Here is a 16021-nt window from a genome sequence, read left to right as displayed (position 1 = left end):
CTTCGGGTGCGCGTCAGGTCAGTTCGAACCGCAGCTCGGGCCGCTCCCAGGTGATCCGGGGCGGGGCGGGCGGGGCGGTGCCGACGCGGCGGGCGCCCATGCGCCGGTAGAAGGCCTCCGCGGGCGGATGGGACACGACCCGCACATGGAGGAGCCCGGCCGCGCGGGCCCGGTCCAGCATGTGCTGCATCAACAGGCGTCCCACGCCCAGGCCTTGGGCCTCGTCGGCGACGAAGGCGAGGTCGAGTTCGGCGTCCGGGAGGAGCAGTGCGTAGAACCCGAGGACGTCGCCGTGGGCGGTGACCGCCGCGGGCACCGCGATGATGATCGACACCCCGCGCTGGAGCCGCGCACTGGCCGAGCGGTACGCCGAGCGGGGCCCCGTCACCGATGTGCTGCTCACCCACCGGGACCACGCGGCGTACGGGCGGCGCTACGCCGACTGCTTCGGGGCCCGGCTGTGGGTTCACGAGGGCGACCTGGACGCCGCGCCGGACGCCGACCGGATCATCCGGGGGCTCGACCCCGTCGTGATCGGTGAAGGCGTGAGCGCGTACCCCCTGCCCGGACACACCGAGGGCAGCGTTCTCTACGTCGCGGACGACCGGTACTGCTTCAGCGGCGACAGCGTCTACTGGTCGCGCACCACCGGCGACCTGGAAGTGGCCGAGAGCGTCACCTGGTACTCCATCGAGGAGCTGGCCGCGTCCCTGGCCCGGACGGCCGGGCTGTTCCGCTTCGAGTGGATCCTCCCCGGACACGGCGACCGGCGCAGGCTGCCCGCCGGGGAGATGGCGCGGCGCCTCGCGGACCTGGCGGACCGCACGCTGCTGATGAGGCCGCGGCCGATCGACTTCACCGCCGTCCGCTGGTGAGGTACGGGCGGGGCCGCCTGCGTCCGGAGCCGTGCATACCGGGCGCCGCCGGGCAGAGGGACTGCGCGGCCTAGAGGCCGGGGCCCGTGACGCACGCGCCCGCCTCGGCCTCGGCCAGGTCGAGCGCGGCCGTCAGCCTGTTGAGGCGGGCGCGCAGTTCCCGGACCTCGTCCAGGGACATGCCGGTCGCCGTCGCGATGTGGCGGGGTACACCGAGGGCCCGTTCCCGCAGTTCGCCGCCGGCGGGGGTGGGCCGGACCGTGACGGAGCGCTCGTCGTCGGGGCTGCGGCGCCGCTCGACGTACCCGGCCGCCTCCAGCCGCTTCAGCAGCGGTGACAGCGTGCCCGAGTCGAGCCGCAGGTACTCCCCGATCCGCTTGACGGGCAGCTCGCCGTGCTCCCAGAGCACCAGCATCACCAGGTACTGCGGGTAGGTGAGGCCGAGGTCCTTGAGCGCGGTGCGGTACACGCTGTTGAACGCGCGCGTGGCCGCGTGCAGCGAGAAGCAGATCTGATGGTCGAGGCGGAGGAAGTCGTCGTCCCGCACCGTGTCGAGCGTGTCCATGGCTCCAGGGTAACGCGACGGAGCTCACACGCCATTTAGTTGTGTCCAACTGAATGGTGCACTACAAATGAATCATCGTTCCGCACACCGAGAGGACAGGAACCCCATGGACGCCCTGTACACCGCTGTCGCCACCGCCAACGGCCGTGAAGGCCGCGCCGTGAGCTCCGACGGCCAGATCGACCTCCCGCTCGGCTTCCCCAAGGCGCTGGGCGGCAACGGCCAGGGCACCAACCCGGAGCAGCTCTTCGCCGCCGGTTACGCCGCGTGCTTCGCCAGCGCGATGGGCGCGATAGGCCGCCAGGAGAAGATCGACGTCAAGGACGCCTCGGTCACCGCCGAGGTCAGCATCGGCAAGGACGCGGCGGACGGCGGGTTCGGCCTCGCGGTCGTGATGCGCGTCGAGCTCCCGGACCACCTCCAGGGCGAGGCGGGCCGTGACCTGCTGGAGAAGACCCACGCGTACTGCCCGTACTCCAAGGCGACCGCCGGCAACATCCCGGTGGAGCTCGTCATCGAGTGACCGCGCACGGAAAAGGGCCCCGGACTCGCGTCCGGGGCCCTTTCTACGTCAGTGAGCCGGGGCGTCAGAAGGAAGAGCCGCTCCACCCGGCGACGGCGGCGCCGTCGAGGCGGCGGGTGCGGTAGCTGTCGCCGTCGAGGGTGATGACCTCCGCGTGGTGGGCGAGCCTGTCGGCGGTGGCCGAGGCGAGGGCGGCGTCCCCGAACACCTCGTCCCAGCGGCCGAAGGGCCGGTTGCTGGTGACGATCATCGAGGCCCGCTCGTAGCGGTGCGAGACGAGCCGGAAGAAGCGGTGCGCCGTCTCGGCGTCGAAGGGCACGTACCCGACTTCGTCGACGATCAGCAGCTGGTACGCGTCCAGCCGGGCCAGCTCCCCGCCGAGGTCCGCCCCGGCGTCCGCGAGCCGGGCGGCCCACTCGGCGGCGGTGCCGAACAGCACCCGGTGCCCTTCCTGGCAGGCCCGCACGCCGAGCGCGACGGCCAGGTGGGTCTTGCCGGTTCCGGGCCCCCCGAGGAACACGACGTTCTCCTTGCGCGCGACGAAGTCGACCTTTCCCAGGCGGGCGATCACCTGAGGTTCCGGGGCCCGCAGATGACCCTCGTCGAACGTCTCCAGCGTCTTCCGGGCGGGAAAACCGGCGGCCACGATTCGCTCCTCGGACACGGGCTCCCCGCGGTCCCGCTGGCGCGGCAGCGGATCCGCCTCCGCCTCCTTGGCAGCGGGGTGCACCTTGCTCTCGTGGGCGGCCATCGGCCCCGACATGTACGCGAGGATCGCGGCGGAGGCGATGAACGCCATGTGGATGACGGTGCCCCAGAGCAGGTCGTGCCGGGGCGTGTGGTGCACGTCGACGAACATCTGCAGCAGGTGCACCGACGAGATGCCGACGATGGCGGTGGCCAGCTTCACCTTCAGCACGTTGGAATTGACGTGCGACAGCCACTCGGGCTGGTCGCGGTGGCCCTGCAGCCCGATCCGGGAGACGAAGGTCTCGTACCCCCCGACGATCACCATGATCAGCAGATTGGCGATCATCACGACATCGACGAGCTTGAGGACGGCGAGCATGACGTGCGTCTCGTCGGCGTGCCCGCTGATGACATGGTGGATGAGGTGCCACAGCTCGTTGAAGAACTTGTAGACGTACACCCCCTGCGCGGCCACCAGGCCGAAATAGAGAGGTGCTTGGAGCCAGCGGGTCGCGAACAGGGCGCAGCCGAGGGTGGTCATGTTCGACGCGGACGGGGCTGAGCGGGACAAGGCGCCTCCAACGAGCGGGGGCTCGTCATTCTTGTGCTCAGCCGCCGACAATCTGAATTCGCGCCACCCGTTGGGATTAATAGAATTCCAGTAGCACCGAGAACCCCTACGGTATGTCGATGTGTCGATATACCGGGACGGTGTCGCGTGGCGATCACCGGCCGGTGACCCGACCATGGAGGAGCAGGCCGCCCGGCCGTCCGGGTGGCGGCACGCACATCCGGAGTGGCCCATGACCGCTTCGCAACTCGATCCGTCGGGCGATCCGCTCCTCGCGGCGAAGCTCACCGTACCGGTCCACGCCTCCGGCCTCGTACACCGCCGGCGGCTGCTGGACCGGCTCACCGAGGGGGCCCGTGGCGGGCTGACCGTGATCACCGGTGCCGCGGGCGTCGGGAAGACGTCGCTGGCCGCCGCATGGGCCCGCTCGCAGGCCCCGCCGGGCCCGCTGCTGTGGGTGACCGTGGACGCCGACGACGCGCCCGGCATCTTCTGGTCGTACGTCCTGGAGGCCTTCCGGCGCGGGGACGTCGACCTCGGGCGCGGCCTCGGTACGCCGGCGTGCGCGGACAGCGTGGGGCACTCACTGCTGGTCCGGCTCGCCGCGGCCGTCGAGCGGCTGACCACGCCGGTGGTCCTGGTCCTCGACGGCTTCGACAAGCTCCCCGGCCGACAGGTCCCCGCCGACCTGCGCTTCCTCCTGGAGCACGCCGGGCCGAACCTGCGCGTGGTCCTGATCAGCCGGGAAGACCCGCCGCTGCCCCTGCACCGCTACCGCGCGGAGGGCCGCGTGGCGGAGATCCGGGGCGCGGACCTGGCGTTCGACCGGCGCGAGGCGACGGCGCTGCTGGACGAGTACGGGCTGGGCGGTGAGGTGGTGGACGCGCTGCTCGACCGCACCGAGGGCTGGGCGGCGGGGCTGCGGCTCTGCGCGCTGGCGATGGCCGGATCGGACGACCCGGTCGCCTTCGCCCGGTCGTTCACCGCGTCCGAGCACGCCGTGGCCGACTATCTGCTCGCCGAGGTGCTCGACGCCCAGCCGCCGGCGACGCGGGAGCTGCTGCTGCGGGCCAGTGTGCTCGACCGGGTGCATCCGGACCTCGCCGACGCGCTGACCGGTGGCGACGACGCCGAAGGCGTCCTGAACCACCTCGTGCGGGCGCACGCCTTCGTCGATCCGATCGCCGATACGCGGTGGTTCCGCTTCCACCCCTTGTTCGCCGAGGTGCTCCGCGCGCACCTGCGCAGTGAGCTGCCCGGTGCCGAACGACGCCTGCACCGCCGCGCCGCGCACTGGTTCTCGTCCTCCGGCCGGGTCGGCGCCGCCCTGGACCACGCCGCGGCGGCGGGCGACTGGGACTACGCCGCCCGCCAGGCCGTACGGCACCTGATGGTGGGGGATCTGGTGACCGGCCCCGGTTCCGGCTCCCCCGCGCGCGTCTTCGCGCACATGCCCGACGAGGTGGACGGGAGCGCTCCGGCGCTGGTGGCGGCCGCCCGCCGGCTGTCCCTGCCGGACCCCGCGGGGTGCCGCCGCCGACTGGCCGTGGCCGAGGCGCGGATGCCGGGCGAGGACGGCGGGCCGGAGGAGCCGCTCACGCTGGCCCTGCTGCGGCTGCTCTCCGAGCCGTACGACGGGGACGAGACGGGCGACGCGGGGGAGGCGGCGGCCCGGGAGGTCGCCGGCCTGATGGCGCTGCTGCCCGCGGGCGCGGTGGCACGGCACCCCGAGATCGAGGCACTGCGCCGGTACGGCAGGGCATGCGCCTTCCTGCGCGCGGGCCGGTTCCGTGACGCCCGCACGGCGTTCGACGAGACCGTCCTGGCCTCGTCGGGGAACGCCACGCACATGGTGCGTCACCAGGCGCTGGGCCGGCTGGCCCTGGCGGAGGCCGTGGACGGGGCGCTGTCCGCCGCCGAGGAGCACGGTCGGGCCTGCCTCGGCGTCGCCGACCGGCACGGGGTGCCCGAGGACCGCCGCTCGGGCGCCGGTCACCTGGCACTGGCCTCGGCGGCAGTCGAACGGGGAGACGCGTGGACCGCCGCCGAGCTGCTGGCCGGGGCGGACACACCGGCCGACACCGGCGCCGATCCGGTGCTGTCGACGGAGCACATGATCGTGCGCTCGCGGATCGAGCTGGCGCGGGGCCGGAAGCAGGCGGCTCTCGCCGCGCTCGCGGAACCGGGACCGGCCGTTCCCGCCTGGGCCGCCGAACGCCTGGCGGTGGCGCGCGCCACCGCCGCGCTCGCGCAGGGCGACACCGCCACGGCGATCGCCGTGCTGGACGGTGAGGGGGACGCAGGGCCCGCCCGGACAGTGGCCCTGGCGGAGGCCCGGCTGGCCGCCGGGAGCGCCGCGCCGGCGCTCAGCCTGGCGGACGGGCTCGACGGCGCGGAACTGGCGCTCCCGGACCGGGTCCGCCTGGGACTGCTGCGGGCCCGCGCCGCCCTCCTGGACGGGGACCGGGCCACCGCCGGTGAGCTGCTCGTCCGGGCCGTCGACGACGCCCGCCCGGAGCGGCTGGTGCGGCCCTTCACGGAGGCCGGGCCCTGGGTGCGGCATCTGCTCGCGGACGTGAACGGCCAACCGGGCAAGGCCGACTGGCTGACCGCGGCCGCGCCGCGGGGGAAGCCGCCCGTGTCCGTGGCGCTGAGCGCCCGGGAGCACCATGTACTGCAGCAGGTCGCGCGGATGATGTCGACCGACGAGATCGCGGCCGAACTGCATCTGTCCACCAACACGGTCAAGACCCACCTGCGCAGCATCTACCGCAAGCTGGGTGTCTCCCGCCGCCGCGAGGCCGTCGAACGGGGCCGCGAGCTCTCCCTCCTGTGAACCGGTCACCTGTGCCGGGTGAGGCCATGGGGCCGTTCCGGGAGGCAGCATGCCTTGTCGGACGTTCTTCTGGTCGGGAGGTACGGATGGGCATGCGCTACGAATTCCGTGTCACCGGCCGGGTGTCCGTGCCCCTCTCCGAGGCGTTCCCGGAGCTGGAGACGGTGCCTGCCTCCAGGCAGACCCTGTTCTACGGCACCGTGACCGACGAGGCGCACCTGTTCGGCCTGCTCGGCCGGTTCCGTGATCTCGGCCTGCGCATCGAGGAGATGCGGCGCCTCCCCGACTGAGTGGCGGCGAGGGCGTCATGGCGCCGTCACTGCCCCCGGTCGGAACGGTCAGTGCCCCCGGATCATGGGGGCCGCCGTGCGTCTGCGGGCCCCGCGGTACGCCGGTGCGCAGCTGCTGCTCGGGGTCCGCACGGAGGGCTCGGAGCACCCGGGTCACCCGCCGGGGGTGATGCCGGGAAAACGGCCGACAGCGACAGTCGGAGATAGCCGGGAAAGACAACACGAGGAGTGAGCGATGGACGGTTACGTGTCGCTGGCCTACGACTATCCGCTGCTCGGGGCGTTCTGGACGACCATGTGGATCTTCCTCTGGGTCCTGTGGTTCTTCCTGCTCTTCCGCATCATCGGGGACGTCTTCCGCGACGAGTCCCTCAGCGGCTGGGCCAGGGCCGGCTGGATCGTTTTCGTGATCGTCCTGCCCTTCCTCGGCGTCCTCGTGTACGTCTTCGTCCGCGGCAAGGCCATGGGCCGGCGCGAGTCGCAGGCCGTGCTGGCGCGCCAGGAGGCCATGGACGCCTACATCCGGGAAACCGCGGGCACGGCCGGCCGCCCGAGCGAGGCCGAGCAGCTCGCGAAGCTCTCCGAGATCAGGGCCAGGGGTGACATCTCCGACGCGGAGTTCCAGCGGGCCAAGGAAAAGATCCTGCACTGACGCCGTATCCACCGACCGAGTGAAACGAGACGAAACATGTCGACGCACGTACAGCACGAGCACAAGCACGCACAGCTCGCTTCCGGACTGGTGGTCTTCGCCGCCGTGATGATGGTGGTGGCCGGGTTCCTCGACCTCTTCCGGGGCATCATGGGCGTCGCCGAGGACGATGTCTTCGTCACCACCCCGAACTACATCTTCAAGTTCGACCTGACGAGCTGGGGCTGGATCCACATGATCTTCGGCGCGCTGGCGATCCTCGTGGGCGTGGCGCTCTTCCGCCCCACCATGTGGGCGCGGGTCATCGGGGTGGGCATGGCGGCCCTGCTGCTCGTCGCCAACTTCCTCTCGATCCCGTACTACCCGCTGTGGTCGATCGTGGCCATCGCGATGTACGGCTTCATCATCTGGGCGCTGTGCGTGGTCAAGCCTGATACAGGGCGCCAGGGAATGTGACGTCCCATGTGCAGGTGGCTCGCCTACTCCGGGACGCCCGTCCTGCTCGAAACCATCCTGTACCGGCCGGCCCACTCGCTGATCGATCAGAGCCTGCACGCCCGGATGGGTGTGGAGACGACGAACGGCGACGGGTTCGGGGCCGGCTGGTACGCGGCGGACACCGACCTCGCCGCACCGGCGGTGATCCGTGACGTCGGGCCGGCCTGGAACAACCGCAACCTGCGGGAGATCGCCAGGACCGTGAGGTCCCCGCTGTTCTTCGCCCACATCCGGGCGTCGACGGGCACGGCGGTGCAGCAGACGAACTGCCATCCCTTCCGGCACGGCCGGTGGTTGTGGATGCACAACGGCGCGATCGCCGGCTTCCACACCCTCCGCAGAGAACTCTGCATGGCGGTCGAGCCGGGCCTGTTCGCGGACATCGAGGGCTCCACCGACTCGGAGGTGATGTTCTACCTGGCGCTCACCCTGGGGCTTGACGAGGATCCGCCCGGCGCCGTGGCCCGTATGGCGGGCCTGGTGGAGCGCACCGCGGAGGCGCACGGGGTGAAGGACCCGCTGCAGATGACGGTCGCGACCACCGACGGCGAGAGTGTGTGGGCGTTCCGCCACTCCAGCGCGGGGGTGTCGCGCTCGCTCTTCTACAGCACGCGCGTGCAGTCCCTGCGGGCGCTCCACCCCGACGTGGCGTTCCTGCGGGAGGTCTCCGACGAGACCCGTCTGGTCGTGTCGGAGCCGCTGGGCGATCTGCCGGGAGCGTGGAACGAGGTGCCGGACCACAGCTACGGAGTGGTGGGGCCGGGTGGGGACGAGCTGCACGACTTCGCCCCGGCGTAGCCGGACACGGGCGCGGCCGCCGTCCTCGCGGATGGCGGCCGCTGTCGCCCTCACCGCAGAAGAAAGGATTCTGCGCAGGCGGTGCCGAGTGGGGCGGGTGGGACTCGAACCCACGGCCGACGGATTATGAGTCCGCTGCTCTAACCGGCTGAGCTACCGCCCCTTACGGCGCGTCGCGCACATTTGTGCGCGCCGTCTGCCGCAGCATAGCCGCTCATACGATCTCCTGCTCCGGATGGTCGGCATCGCACGACCTTGAGGACCGCGCTGAGGCCCGCGCGGTTCCCTGACGGGACGAAGAACAAGAAAAAGGACCCCGTAGGGTCCTCTCTCGTCCGCTCCCCCGGCTGGACTCGAACCAGCAACCCTCCGGTTAACAGCCGAATGCTCTGCCAATTGAGCTACAGGGGATCGCGCTCCCCCGACTGGACTCGAACCAGTAACCTGCCGGTTAACAGCCGGCTGCTCTGCCAATTGAGCTACAGGGGATTGCTGCGTTGCACCGAACGTACCTACCGGGGGCTTCCCGGGCGGCGCTCGCTCGCTGCGACACATACATTAGCGCAAGCAGGGGGGTGCTCCGCCAATCGGTATCCCCGGGGCGACCGGCAGGTCCTTCCCGGGTGATCTCCGGCCATCACGGGTAGGCGGCCAGCACCGACGCCTACGGAAGGGTGGCAGCCATGCGGTACAAGCTCACGTTCGTCGTAGGACTGGCCCTCGGATACGTCATCGGCACACGTGCCGGGCGCGAGCGGTACGAGCAGTTGCGGAAGTCCGCGCGCCAGATCTCGCAGAACCCGGCCGTGCGCAATGCCGCCGAGTCGGCCGCGCAGACGAGTCGCCAGGTGGCCGGCAAGGCGTTCCACGCGGTGAGCGACAAGGTCGGCGACCGGGTGCCCGAGTCGGTCGCGGAGCGGGTGCGGTCGCTGCGGGAACGCAGCCAGGGCACGGAGGACGATTGGGGCACCAGTAACACCTAGGCACGGGGCGGAGTGCGGCAGAATCTATCCTCATGGGGATAGTCGCCGGGTTGGACAGTTCGTCGGGTTTCACGCGCATCGTCGTCTGTGACACGGACACGGGTGCCGTACTGCGTCAGGGCTATGCCGCGCATCCCGTCGACCCCAAGGCCACCGAGGTCGACCCGCAGGCGTGGCTGCTCTCACTGGGTGAGGCCGCGTCCGGCGGGCTGCTGGAAGGTGTGCAGGCCATCGGCGTCTCCGCGCAGCAGCACGGGCTGGTGCCGCTGGACCGGCAGGGTGGTCTGGTGCGGGCGGCGCTGGTGGGCAATGACAAGCGGGCGCAGGTCGCCGCCGCGGATCTGGTCGAGGCGTTCGGAGGCCGGCAGGCCTGGACCGAGGCCGTCGGCGTCGTTCCGCAGGCGGCGCAGCCGGTGTCGAAGCTCCGCTGGCTCGCCCGGACGGAGCCGGAGGCCGCCGCCCGGGTCGCCATGATCATGCAGCCGCACGACTGGCTGGTCTGGCAGCTGCTGGGACGCCCCGTCAGACGGACGACGGACCGGGGTGCCGCGTCGGCGACCGGTTACTGGTCGGCCGCCAGCGGGTCGTACCGCCCGGACCTCGTCGAACTGGCGCTGGGCCACCAGGCCGCGCTCCCCGAGGTGCTCGGCCCGGCCGAGGCGGCCGGGATGACGCCCGAGGGGCTGCTGATCTCGGCCGGGACCGGCGAGACGATGGCCGCCGCGCTCGGGCTGGGGCTCGGGAGCGGGGACGCCGTGGTGTCGCTCGGGGCGTCGGGCTCCGTGATGTGCGTACACCACGAGGCCCTGGCCGACGCCCGCGGGATGATCACCGCGTTCGCGGACGCCACCGGGATGCACCTGCCGGTCGTCCACACCTCCAACGCCGTGCGGGTCCTGCGGGGTGCGGCCGAGATGCTGGGGGTGGGGAGCCTGGAGGAGCTGTCGGCGCTGGCGCTGAAGTCGACGCCGGGAGCGTCCGGGCTGGTCCTGCTGCCGTATCTGGAGGGCGAGCGGACGCCGCAGCTGCCGCACACCGCGGGGACGCTGAGCGGGCTGCGGCGCGAGTCGATGAAGCCGGAGCATCTGGCGCGGGCCGCGTTCGAGGGCATGCTGTGCTCGCTCGCCGACGCGATGGACGTGCTGCGCGGGCGGGGCGTGGAGGTGCGGCGCGTGTTCCTGCTGGGGGCGGCCGCCGAGCTGCCCGCGGTGCAGGCCTCGGCACCGGCGATCTTCGGTGCTCAGGTGGTCGTGCCGCAGCCGGCGGACTACGCGGCGCTGGGCGCGGCCAGGCAGGCGGCGTGGGCGCTGGGTGTCTCGCACGGAGCCCTGTCGCCGCAGGCGCCGCCGGCCTGGCAGGGCGCGGCCGCCCAGGTCTTCGAGCCGGGTGAGGATCTTCCCGTCGGGCAGGCCGTGCGCCAGCAGTACGGCGCGACGCGCGACCAGCTGCACCCGGGGGCGTTCGGCGTCTGAGGCGCGCCGTCGAAAACGAGTCGTAACAGCCCCGGGGCGCGGGCGATAGTTGATGGTGTGCTCAGACAACTACTCCGCAACCACCTGGGGCCGTACAAGCGGCCCATAGCCCTGCTGGTGGCGCTCCAGTTCCTGCAGACGTGCGCCACCCTCTATTTGCCCACCCTGAACGCGGACATCATCGACAACGGTGTCGTCACCGGTGACACCGGCTACATCCTGCGGTTCGGGGCGCTGATGATCGCGGTCTCCGTGGTGCAGGTCGTCTGCAACATCGGCGCCGTGTACTACGGCGCGCGGACGGCGGCGGCGCTGGGACGGGACGTCCGGGCGGCGGTGTTCGAGCGGGTCCAGTCGTTCTCGGCACGCGAGGTCGGCCACTTCGGGGCTCCCTCGCTGATCACCCGTACGACCAATGACGTCCAGCAGGTCCAGATGCTGGTGCTGATGGCGTTCACGCTGATGGTGTCGGCGCCGATCATGTGCGTCGGCGGCATCGTGATGGCGCTGGGGCAGGACGTGCCGCTGTCGGCGGTCCTCCTGGCCGTGGTCCCGGTGCTGGGTGTGTCGGTCGGTCTGATCGTGAAGCGGATGCGGCCGCTGTTCCGGACGATGCAGGAGCGGCTGGACATGGTGAACCGGGTGCTGCGTGAGCAGATCACCGGCAACCGGGTGATCCGGGCGTTCGTGCGGGACACCTACGAGCAGGAACGGTTCCGTGGGGCTAATACGGAGCTGACGGACGTGTCGATGTCCACGGGCCGGCTGATGGCGCTGATGTTCCCGACCGTGATGACGGTCGTGAACGTGTCGAGCGTGGCGGTGGTGTGGTTCGGTGCGCACCGGATCGACGGCGGCGGCATGGAGATCGGCGCGCTGACCGCGTTCCTGGCGTATCTGATGCAGATCGTGATGGCGGTCATGATGGCCACCTTCATGTTCATGATGGTGCCGCGGGCCGAGGTCTGTGCGGAGCGGATCGAGGACGTGCTGCGTACGGAGAGCAGCGTGGTGCCGCCGGTCGCGCCGGTGCGGGAGCCGGTGCTGCGCGGGCACCTGGAGGTGCGGGGTGCCGACTTCCGCTACCCGGGAGCCGAGGAGCCGGTGCTGCGCGGGGTCGATCTGGTGGCCAGGCCCGGTGAGACGACGGCCGTCATCGGATCGACGGGCAGTGGCAAGTCGACGCTGCTCGGTCTGGTTCCGCGACTGTTCGACGTCACGGGCGGTCAGGTGCTGGTCGACGGGGTGGACGTGCGGGAGCTCGACCCGGTGGTGATGGCCCGGACGGTCGGCCTGGTGCCGCAGAAGCCGTATCTGTTCTCCGGCACGGTCGCGACGAACCTGCGGTACGGAAAGCCGGACGCGACCGACGAGGAGCTGTGGCACGCGCTGGAAGTGGCGCAGGCGGCGGACTTCGTACGGGGGCTGGAGCACGGGCTGAACGCGCCGATCGCGCAGGGCGGCACGAACGTCTCCGGCGGGCAGCGGCAGCGGCTCGCGATCGCGCGGACGCTGGTGCAGCGGCCGGAGATCTATCTCTTCGACGACTCGTTCTCGGCGCTGGACTACGCCACGGACGCGGCGCTGCGTGCGGCGCTCTCCGAGGAGACCGCCGAGGCGACCGTGGTCATCGTCGCCCAGCGGGTGTCGACGATCCGCGACGCCGACCGGATCGTCGTGCTCGACGAGGGCCGGGTCGTGGGGACGGGCCGGCACGCCGAGTTGATGGACGGCAATGAGACGTACCGGGAGATCGTGCTCTCCCAGCTCACGGAAGCGGAGGCTGCCTGATGGCGGGGCCGGCGGGACGGATGATGGCCGGGGGCGGGCCCGACCAGCGGTCCATGGACTTCAAGGGGTCCGGCAAGCGGCTGCTGCGCCGGTTCGCGCCGGAGCGGACGACTCTGCTCTGGATGCTGGTGGCCTGTGTGGCGAGCGTGGCGCTGTCGGTCGTGGGTCCGATGATCCTGGGCCGGGCGACCGACCTGGTGTTCGCGGGGGTCGTCGGGCGTGGCATGCCGGACGGGACCTCCAAGGAGCAGGCCGTCGAAGGGCTGCGGGCCAAGGGCGACAACGGTCTCGCGGACATGCTGTCCGGGGTGGACTTCATTCCCGGGCAGGGCATCGACTTCGGTGCCGTCGGTGATGTCCTGCTGCTCGTGCTCGCGGTGTACGTGGTGGCCGGGCTGCTGATGCTGGTGTCGACCCGGTTGTCGATCACGGTGATCAACCGCACCGTGTACCGGATGCGTGAGGACGTGCAGGCGAAGCTGTCGCGGCTGCCGCTGTCGTACTTCGACCGGGCCAAGCGCGGTGAGGTGCTGAGCCGGGCGACGAACGACATCGACAACATCTCGCAGACCATGCAGCAGACCATGGGTCAGCTGATCAACTCGGTGCTCACCATCGTCGGTGTGCTGGTGATGATGTTCTGGATCTCGCCGCTGCTGGCTCTCGTCGCGCTGGTGACGGTGCCGCTGTCGGTGGTCGTGGCGACGAGGGTCGGCAAGCGGTCGCAGCCGCACTTCGTGCAGCAGTGGAAGTCGACGGGCAGGCTGAACGCCCACGTCGAGGAGATGTACAGCGGGCACACGCTGGTGAAGGTCTTCGGGCGGCAGGACGAGTCGGCGGCCGACTTCCGGGAGCAGAACGAGGCGCTGTACGAGGCCGGTTTCCGGGCGCAGTTCAACAGCGGGGTGATGCAGCCGCTGATGCTGTTCATCTCGAACATCAACTATGTGCTGGTGGCCGTGGTGGGCGGACTGCGGGTCGCGTCCGGCACCCTGTCCATCGGTGACGTCCAGGCGTTCATCCAGTACTCGCGGCAGTTCTCGATGCCCCTGACGCAGGTGGCGTCGATGGCGAACCTGGTGCAGTCCGGAGTGGCGTCCGCCGAGCGGATCTTCGACCTGCTGGACGCGGACGAGCAGGAGCCCGACGCGGTGGGCGCCGAGCGCCCGCGGGCCGGGGAGCCGGCGGGCCGGGTCTCGCTGGAGAAGGTCGCCTTCCGCTACGAGCCGGAGAAGCCTCTCATCGAGGATCTGTCGCTCACGGTGGAGCCGGGCCAGACGGTCGCGATCGTGGGCCCGACCGGCGCGGGCAAGACGACGCTGGTGAACCTGCTGATGCGGTTCTACGAGGTGAGCGGCGGCCGGATCACCCTCGACGGCGTCGACGTCGCCACGATGTCCCGCGAGGAGCTGCGGTCCGGTATCGGCATGGTCCTGCAGGACACCTGGCTCTTCGGCGGCACCATCGCCGACAACATCGCCTACGGCGCGTCGCGCGAGGTGACCCGGGCGGAGATCGAGGAGGCGGCGCGGGCCGCGCACGCCGACCGGTTCATCCGCACCCTCCCCGACGGCTACGACACGGTCATCGACGACGAGGGCGCGGGCGTCAGCGCGGGCGAGAAGCAGCTGATCACGATCGCCCGGGCGTTCCTCTCGGACCCGGTGATCCTCATCCTGGACGAGGCCACCAGCTCCGTGGACACCCGTACCGAGGTGCTCATCCAGAAGGCGATGGCCCGGCTCGCCCACGGGCGTACGTCGTTCGTCATCGCGCACCGGCTCTCCACGATCCGGGACGCGGATGTGATCCTGGTGATGGAGAATGGCTCGATCGTCGAACAAGGCACGCACGCCCGGCTGCTGGCGGCGGACGGCGCGTACGCGCGTCTGTACGCGGCCCAGTTCGCCCAGGCGGTGGCCGAGGTCGACTAGACCGCGAAACGGGGACTTCGGGGAGGACGATCCATGACGGACGACAACGAGAAGAAGACCGCGGGCCCGGTGGGGTCGGCCACCGCCCTGTGGATGCCGATCGGCCTGGCCGTCGGCATCAGCCTGGGCCAGCTCACGGACAACATGGGCCTGGGCATTGCGCTCGGCATGGGCATCGGCGCGGCGATGGGCCTCGGCATCGACGTGTCGAAGCGCAGGAAGGGCGAGAGTTCCTGAGGGTTCAGTCCAGATAGCCGCGCAGCTGGTCGGCGAAGGCGTGGTCCCGCAGCTTGTTGAGGGTCTTGGACTCGATCTGGCGGATGCGTTCGCGCGTGACGCCGAAGATCCGCCCTATCTCCTCCAGGGTGCGGGGCCGGCCGTCGGCCAGGCCGTAGCGGAGCTGGACGACCTTGCGCTCGCGTTCACCGAGGGTGGAGAGGACCGCCTCCAGGTGCTCGCGCAGCAGCAGGAAGGCGGCGGACTCGACGGGTGAGGCGGCGTCGCCGTCCTCTATCAGGTCGCCGAGCGCGACATCGTCCTCCTCCCCCACCGGGGCGTGCAGCGAGACCGGTTCCTGGGCGAGGCGCAGTACTTCGCCGACCCTCTCGGGCGGCAGGTCGAGGTGGACGGCGACCTCGTCGTGCGTGGGTTCGTAGCCGCGTTCCTGGAGCATCCGGCGCTGCACGCGGACGACCCGGTTGATCAGTTCGACGACATGGACGGGGACGCGGATGGTCCGCGCCTGGTCGGCGAGGGCGCGGGACATGGCCTGCCTGATCCACCAGGTCGCGTAGGTCGAGAACTTGTAGCCGCGCGCGTAGTCGAACTTCTCGACCGCCCTGATCAGGCCGAGGTTGCCCTCCTGCACCAGGTCGAGCATGGTCAGGCCGCGGCCCACGTACCGCTTGGCGACGGAGACCACGAGGCGCAGGTTGGCCTCGATGAGCCGGCGCTTGGCCATCCGGCCCATGACCACGAGCCGGTCCAGGTCGAGGGCGAGCTGGGAGTCCAGGTCGGGGGTGCTGGCGAGTTTCTCCTCGGCGAAGAGGCCGGCTTCCACGCGGCGGGCCAGTTCGACCTCCTCCTCGGCGGTGAGGAGGGGAATGCGGCCGATCTCGCGCAGGTACTGCCGGAAGAGATCGGAGGAGGGCCCGCTCCCGGCGGCCTCTGCGGCCTTGCTGCGGCGGGTCAGCGCCTGCTCGGGCCCGGCCGTTTCCGGCTCCGCCTCGACCGGCTCCGGCCCGGCGTCCGGGACGGATTCCGGGTGGTGCGGTGGGAGGCCCTGTACGGGTACGACAGCGGCCGGGTCGATGTCGGTCAGGGTCTGCACGGGGGCGACCTCCAGGGTGATCGCTGCCGGATCGGGGACGTGCGGCAGCGGGACGGCTGCGGCCGTGCCGCCGGTTTCCGTCCCGTACACGATGAGTGGATCCACGCGGGTGAGCGGCCCATTCCACATGGACCGGCCGCGCTCCGAGGACTCAGGCACCGCCCCCAGTGTGGGGTACGACACATCACCGCCACGAGGGGCGTGCGACCACTT

At 71.0% G+C, this 16021-nt stretch carries 15 protein-coding genes, 3 tRNA genes and 1 pseudogene; 12 read left to right on the top strand and 7 right to left on the bottom strand.

What is annotated here, in order from left to right:
- Positions 1–13 precede the first annotated feature (13 nt).
- On the bottom strand, positions 14–403 hold the full coding sequence (locus ACY34K_RS08395; RefSeq protein WP_462745420.1) for a GNAT family N-acetyltransferase: 390 nt from the start codon (positions 401–403) through the stop codon (positions 14–16).
- On the opposite strand from ACY34K_RS08395, the pseudogene ACY34K_RS08390 reads away from it, so the two are divergent.
- Positions 309–875, top strand: a pseudogene (locus ACY34K_RS08390) (MBL fold metallo-hydrolase); the annotation flags it as partial. The gene ACY34K_RS08395 and the pseudogene ACY34K_RS08390 sit on opposite strands and share 95 nt — an antisense overlap.
- Positions 876–945: 70 nt before the next feature.
- Here ACY34K_RS08390 and ACY34K_RS08385 read toward each other — a convergent pair.
- The gene (locus ACY34K_RS08385; protein ID WP_462745418.1) at positions 946–1440 is read right to left on the bottom strand and encodes a MarR family winged helix-turn-helix transcriptional regulator; all 495 of its coding nucleotides are present in this window, start codon (positions 1438–1440) and stop codon (positions 946–948) included.
- Between the two features lie 106 nt (positions 1441–1546).
- Between ACY34K_RS08385 and ACY34K_RS08380 the strand changes: the two genes are divergently transcribed.
- Complete coding sequence (locus ACY34K_RS08380; RefSeq protein WP_462745415.1) at positions 1547–1963, top strand: organic hydroperoxide resistance protein; 417 nt, start codon at positions 1547–1549, stop codon at positions 1961–1963.
- Positions 1964–2027: 64 nt separating this feature from the next.
- Here ACY34K_RS08380 and istB read toward each other — a convergent pair whose 3' ends face one another.
- Positions 2028–3194, bottom strand: coding sequence for an IS21-like element helper ATPase IstB (gene istB / locus ACY34K_RS08375; protein WP_462745496.1), 1167 nt, complete (start codon positions 3192–3194; stop codon positions 2028–2030).
- A gap of 262 nt (positions 3195–3456) precedes the next feature.
- On the opposite strand from istB, the gene ACY34K_RS08370 reads away from it, so the two are divergent.
- From ACY34K_RS08370 to ACY34K_RS08350, 5 genes are all read left to right on the top strand, one after another.
- On the top strand, positions 3457–6060 hold the full coding sequence (locus ACY34K_RS08370; protein ID WP_462745412.1) for a helix-turn-helix transcriptional regulator: 2604 nt from the start codon (positions 3457–3459) through the stop codon (positions 6058–6060).
- Positions 6061–6152: 92 nt separating this feature from the next.
- Positions 6153–6350 carry a hypothetical protein gene (locus ACY34K_RS08365; RefSeq protein ID WP_462745409.1) on the top strand — a complete coding sequence of 66 codons (198 nt, stop codon included), beginning with the start codon at positions 6153–6155 and terminating at the stop codon, positions 6348–6350.
- 235 nt (positions 6351–6585) lie between these two features.
- Positions 6586–7002 carry an SHOCT domain-containing protein gene (locus tag ACY34K_RS08360; RefSeq protein ID WP_462745407.1) on the top strand — a complete coding sequence of 139 codons (417 nt, stop codon included), beginning with the start codon at positions 6586–6588 and terminating at the stop codon, positions 7000–7002.
- A gap of 36 nt (positions 7003–7038) precedes the next feature.
- Complete coding sequence (locus ACY34K_RS08355; RefSeq protein WP_462745404.1) at positions 7039–7458, top strand: DUF7144 family membrane protein; 420 nt, start codon at positions 7039–7041, stop codon at positions 7456–7458.
- 6 nt (positions 7459–7464) lie between these two features.
- A complete protein-coding gene (locus ACY34K_RS08350) occupies positions 7465–8298 on the top strand; it encodes a class II glutamine amidotransferase (protein ID WP_462745401.1) in 834 nt (277 codons plus the stop codon).
- Between the two features lie 89 nt (positions 8299–8387).
- Here the strand turns inward: ACY34K_RS08350 and ACY34K_RS08345 are convergent.
- From ACY34K_RS08345 to ACY34K_RS08335, 3 genes are all read right to left on the bottom strand, one after another.
- Positions 8388–8461 (bottom strand) — tRNA-Ile (locus ACY34K_RS08345).
- Positions 8462–8636: 175 nt separating this feature from the next.
- Positions 8637–8709: transfer RNA gene (locus ACY34K_RS08340), tRNA-Asn, on the bottom strand.
- A 5-nt stretch (positions 8710–8714) separates the two neighbouring features.
- Positions 8715–8787 (bottom strand) — tRNA-Asn (locus ACY34K_RS08335).
- A gap of 194 nt (positions 8788–8981) precedes the next feature.
- On the opposite strand from ACY34K_RS08335, the gene ACY34K_RS08330 reads away from it, so the two are divergent.
- The 5 genes from ACY34K_RS08330 to ACY34K_RS08310 are packed head-to-tail and all read left to right on the top strand — an operon-like array spanning position 8982 to position 14715.
- Positions 8982–9281 carry a YtxH domain-containing protein gene (locus ACY34K_RS08330; protein ID WP_462745398.1) on the top strand — a complete coding sequence of 100 codons (300 nt, stop codon included), beginning with the start codon at positions 8982–8984 and terminating at the stop codon, positions 9279–9281.
- Between the two features lie 32 nt (positions 9282–9313).
- Positions 9314–10753 (top strand): FGGY family carbohydrate kinase, encoded by a 1440-nt coding sequence (locus ACY34K_RS08325; protein ID WP_462745395.1) that lies wholly within the window; start codon positions 9314–9316, stop codon positions 10751–10753.
- 57 nt (positions 10754–10810) lie between these two features.
- Positions 10811–12544 carry an ABC transporter ATP-binding protein gene (locus ACY34K_RS08320; RefSeq protein ID WP_462745393.1) on the top strand — a complete coding sequence of 578 codons (1734 nt, stop codon included), beginning with the start codon at positions 10811–10813 and terminating at the stop codon, positions 12542–12544.
- Positions 12544–14478, top strand: a complete 1935-nt coding sequence (locus ACY34K_RS08315) for an ABC transporter ATP-binding protein (RefSeq protein WP_462745390.1) — start codon at positions 12544–12546, stop codon at positions 14476–14478. Before ACY34K_RS08320 ends, ACY34K_RS08315 begins: the two co-directional genes overlap by 1 nt.
- Before the next feature lie 33 nt (positions 14479–14511).
- Positions 14512–14715, top strand: coding sequence for a hypothetical protein (locus tag ACY34K_RS08310; RefSeq protein WP_462745386.1), 204 nt, complete (start codon positions 14512–14514; stop codon positions 14713–14715).
- Between the two features lie 4 nt (positions 14716–14719).
- Here the strand turns inward: ACY34K_RS08310 and ACY34K_RS08305 are convergent, their stop codons facing one another.
- The gene (locus tag ACY34K_RS08305; RefSeq protein WP_462745383.1) at positions 14720–15967 is read right to left on the bottom strand and encodes an RNA polymerase sigma factor; all 1248 of its coding nucleotides are present in this window, start codon (positions 15965–15967) and stop codon (positions 14720–14722) included.
- Between the last annotated feature and the right edge of the window lie 54 nt (positions 15968–16021).

This window comes from Streptomyces sp. STAM6 (assembly GCF_054963715.1).
This window is presented reverse-complemented; position numbering and strand designations above follow the sequence as displayed.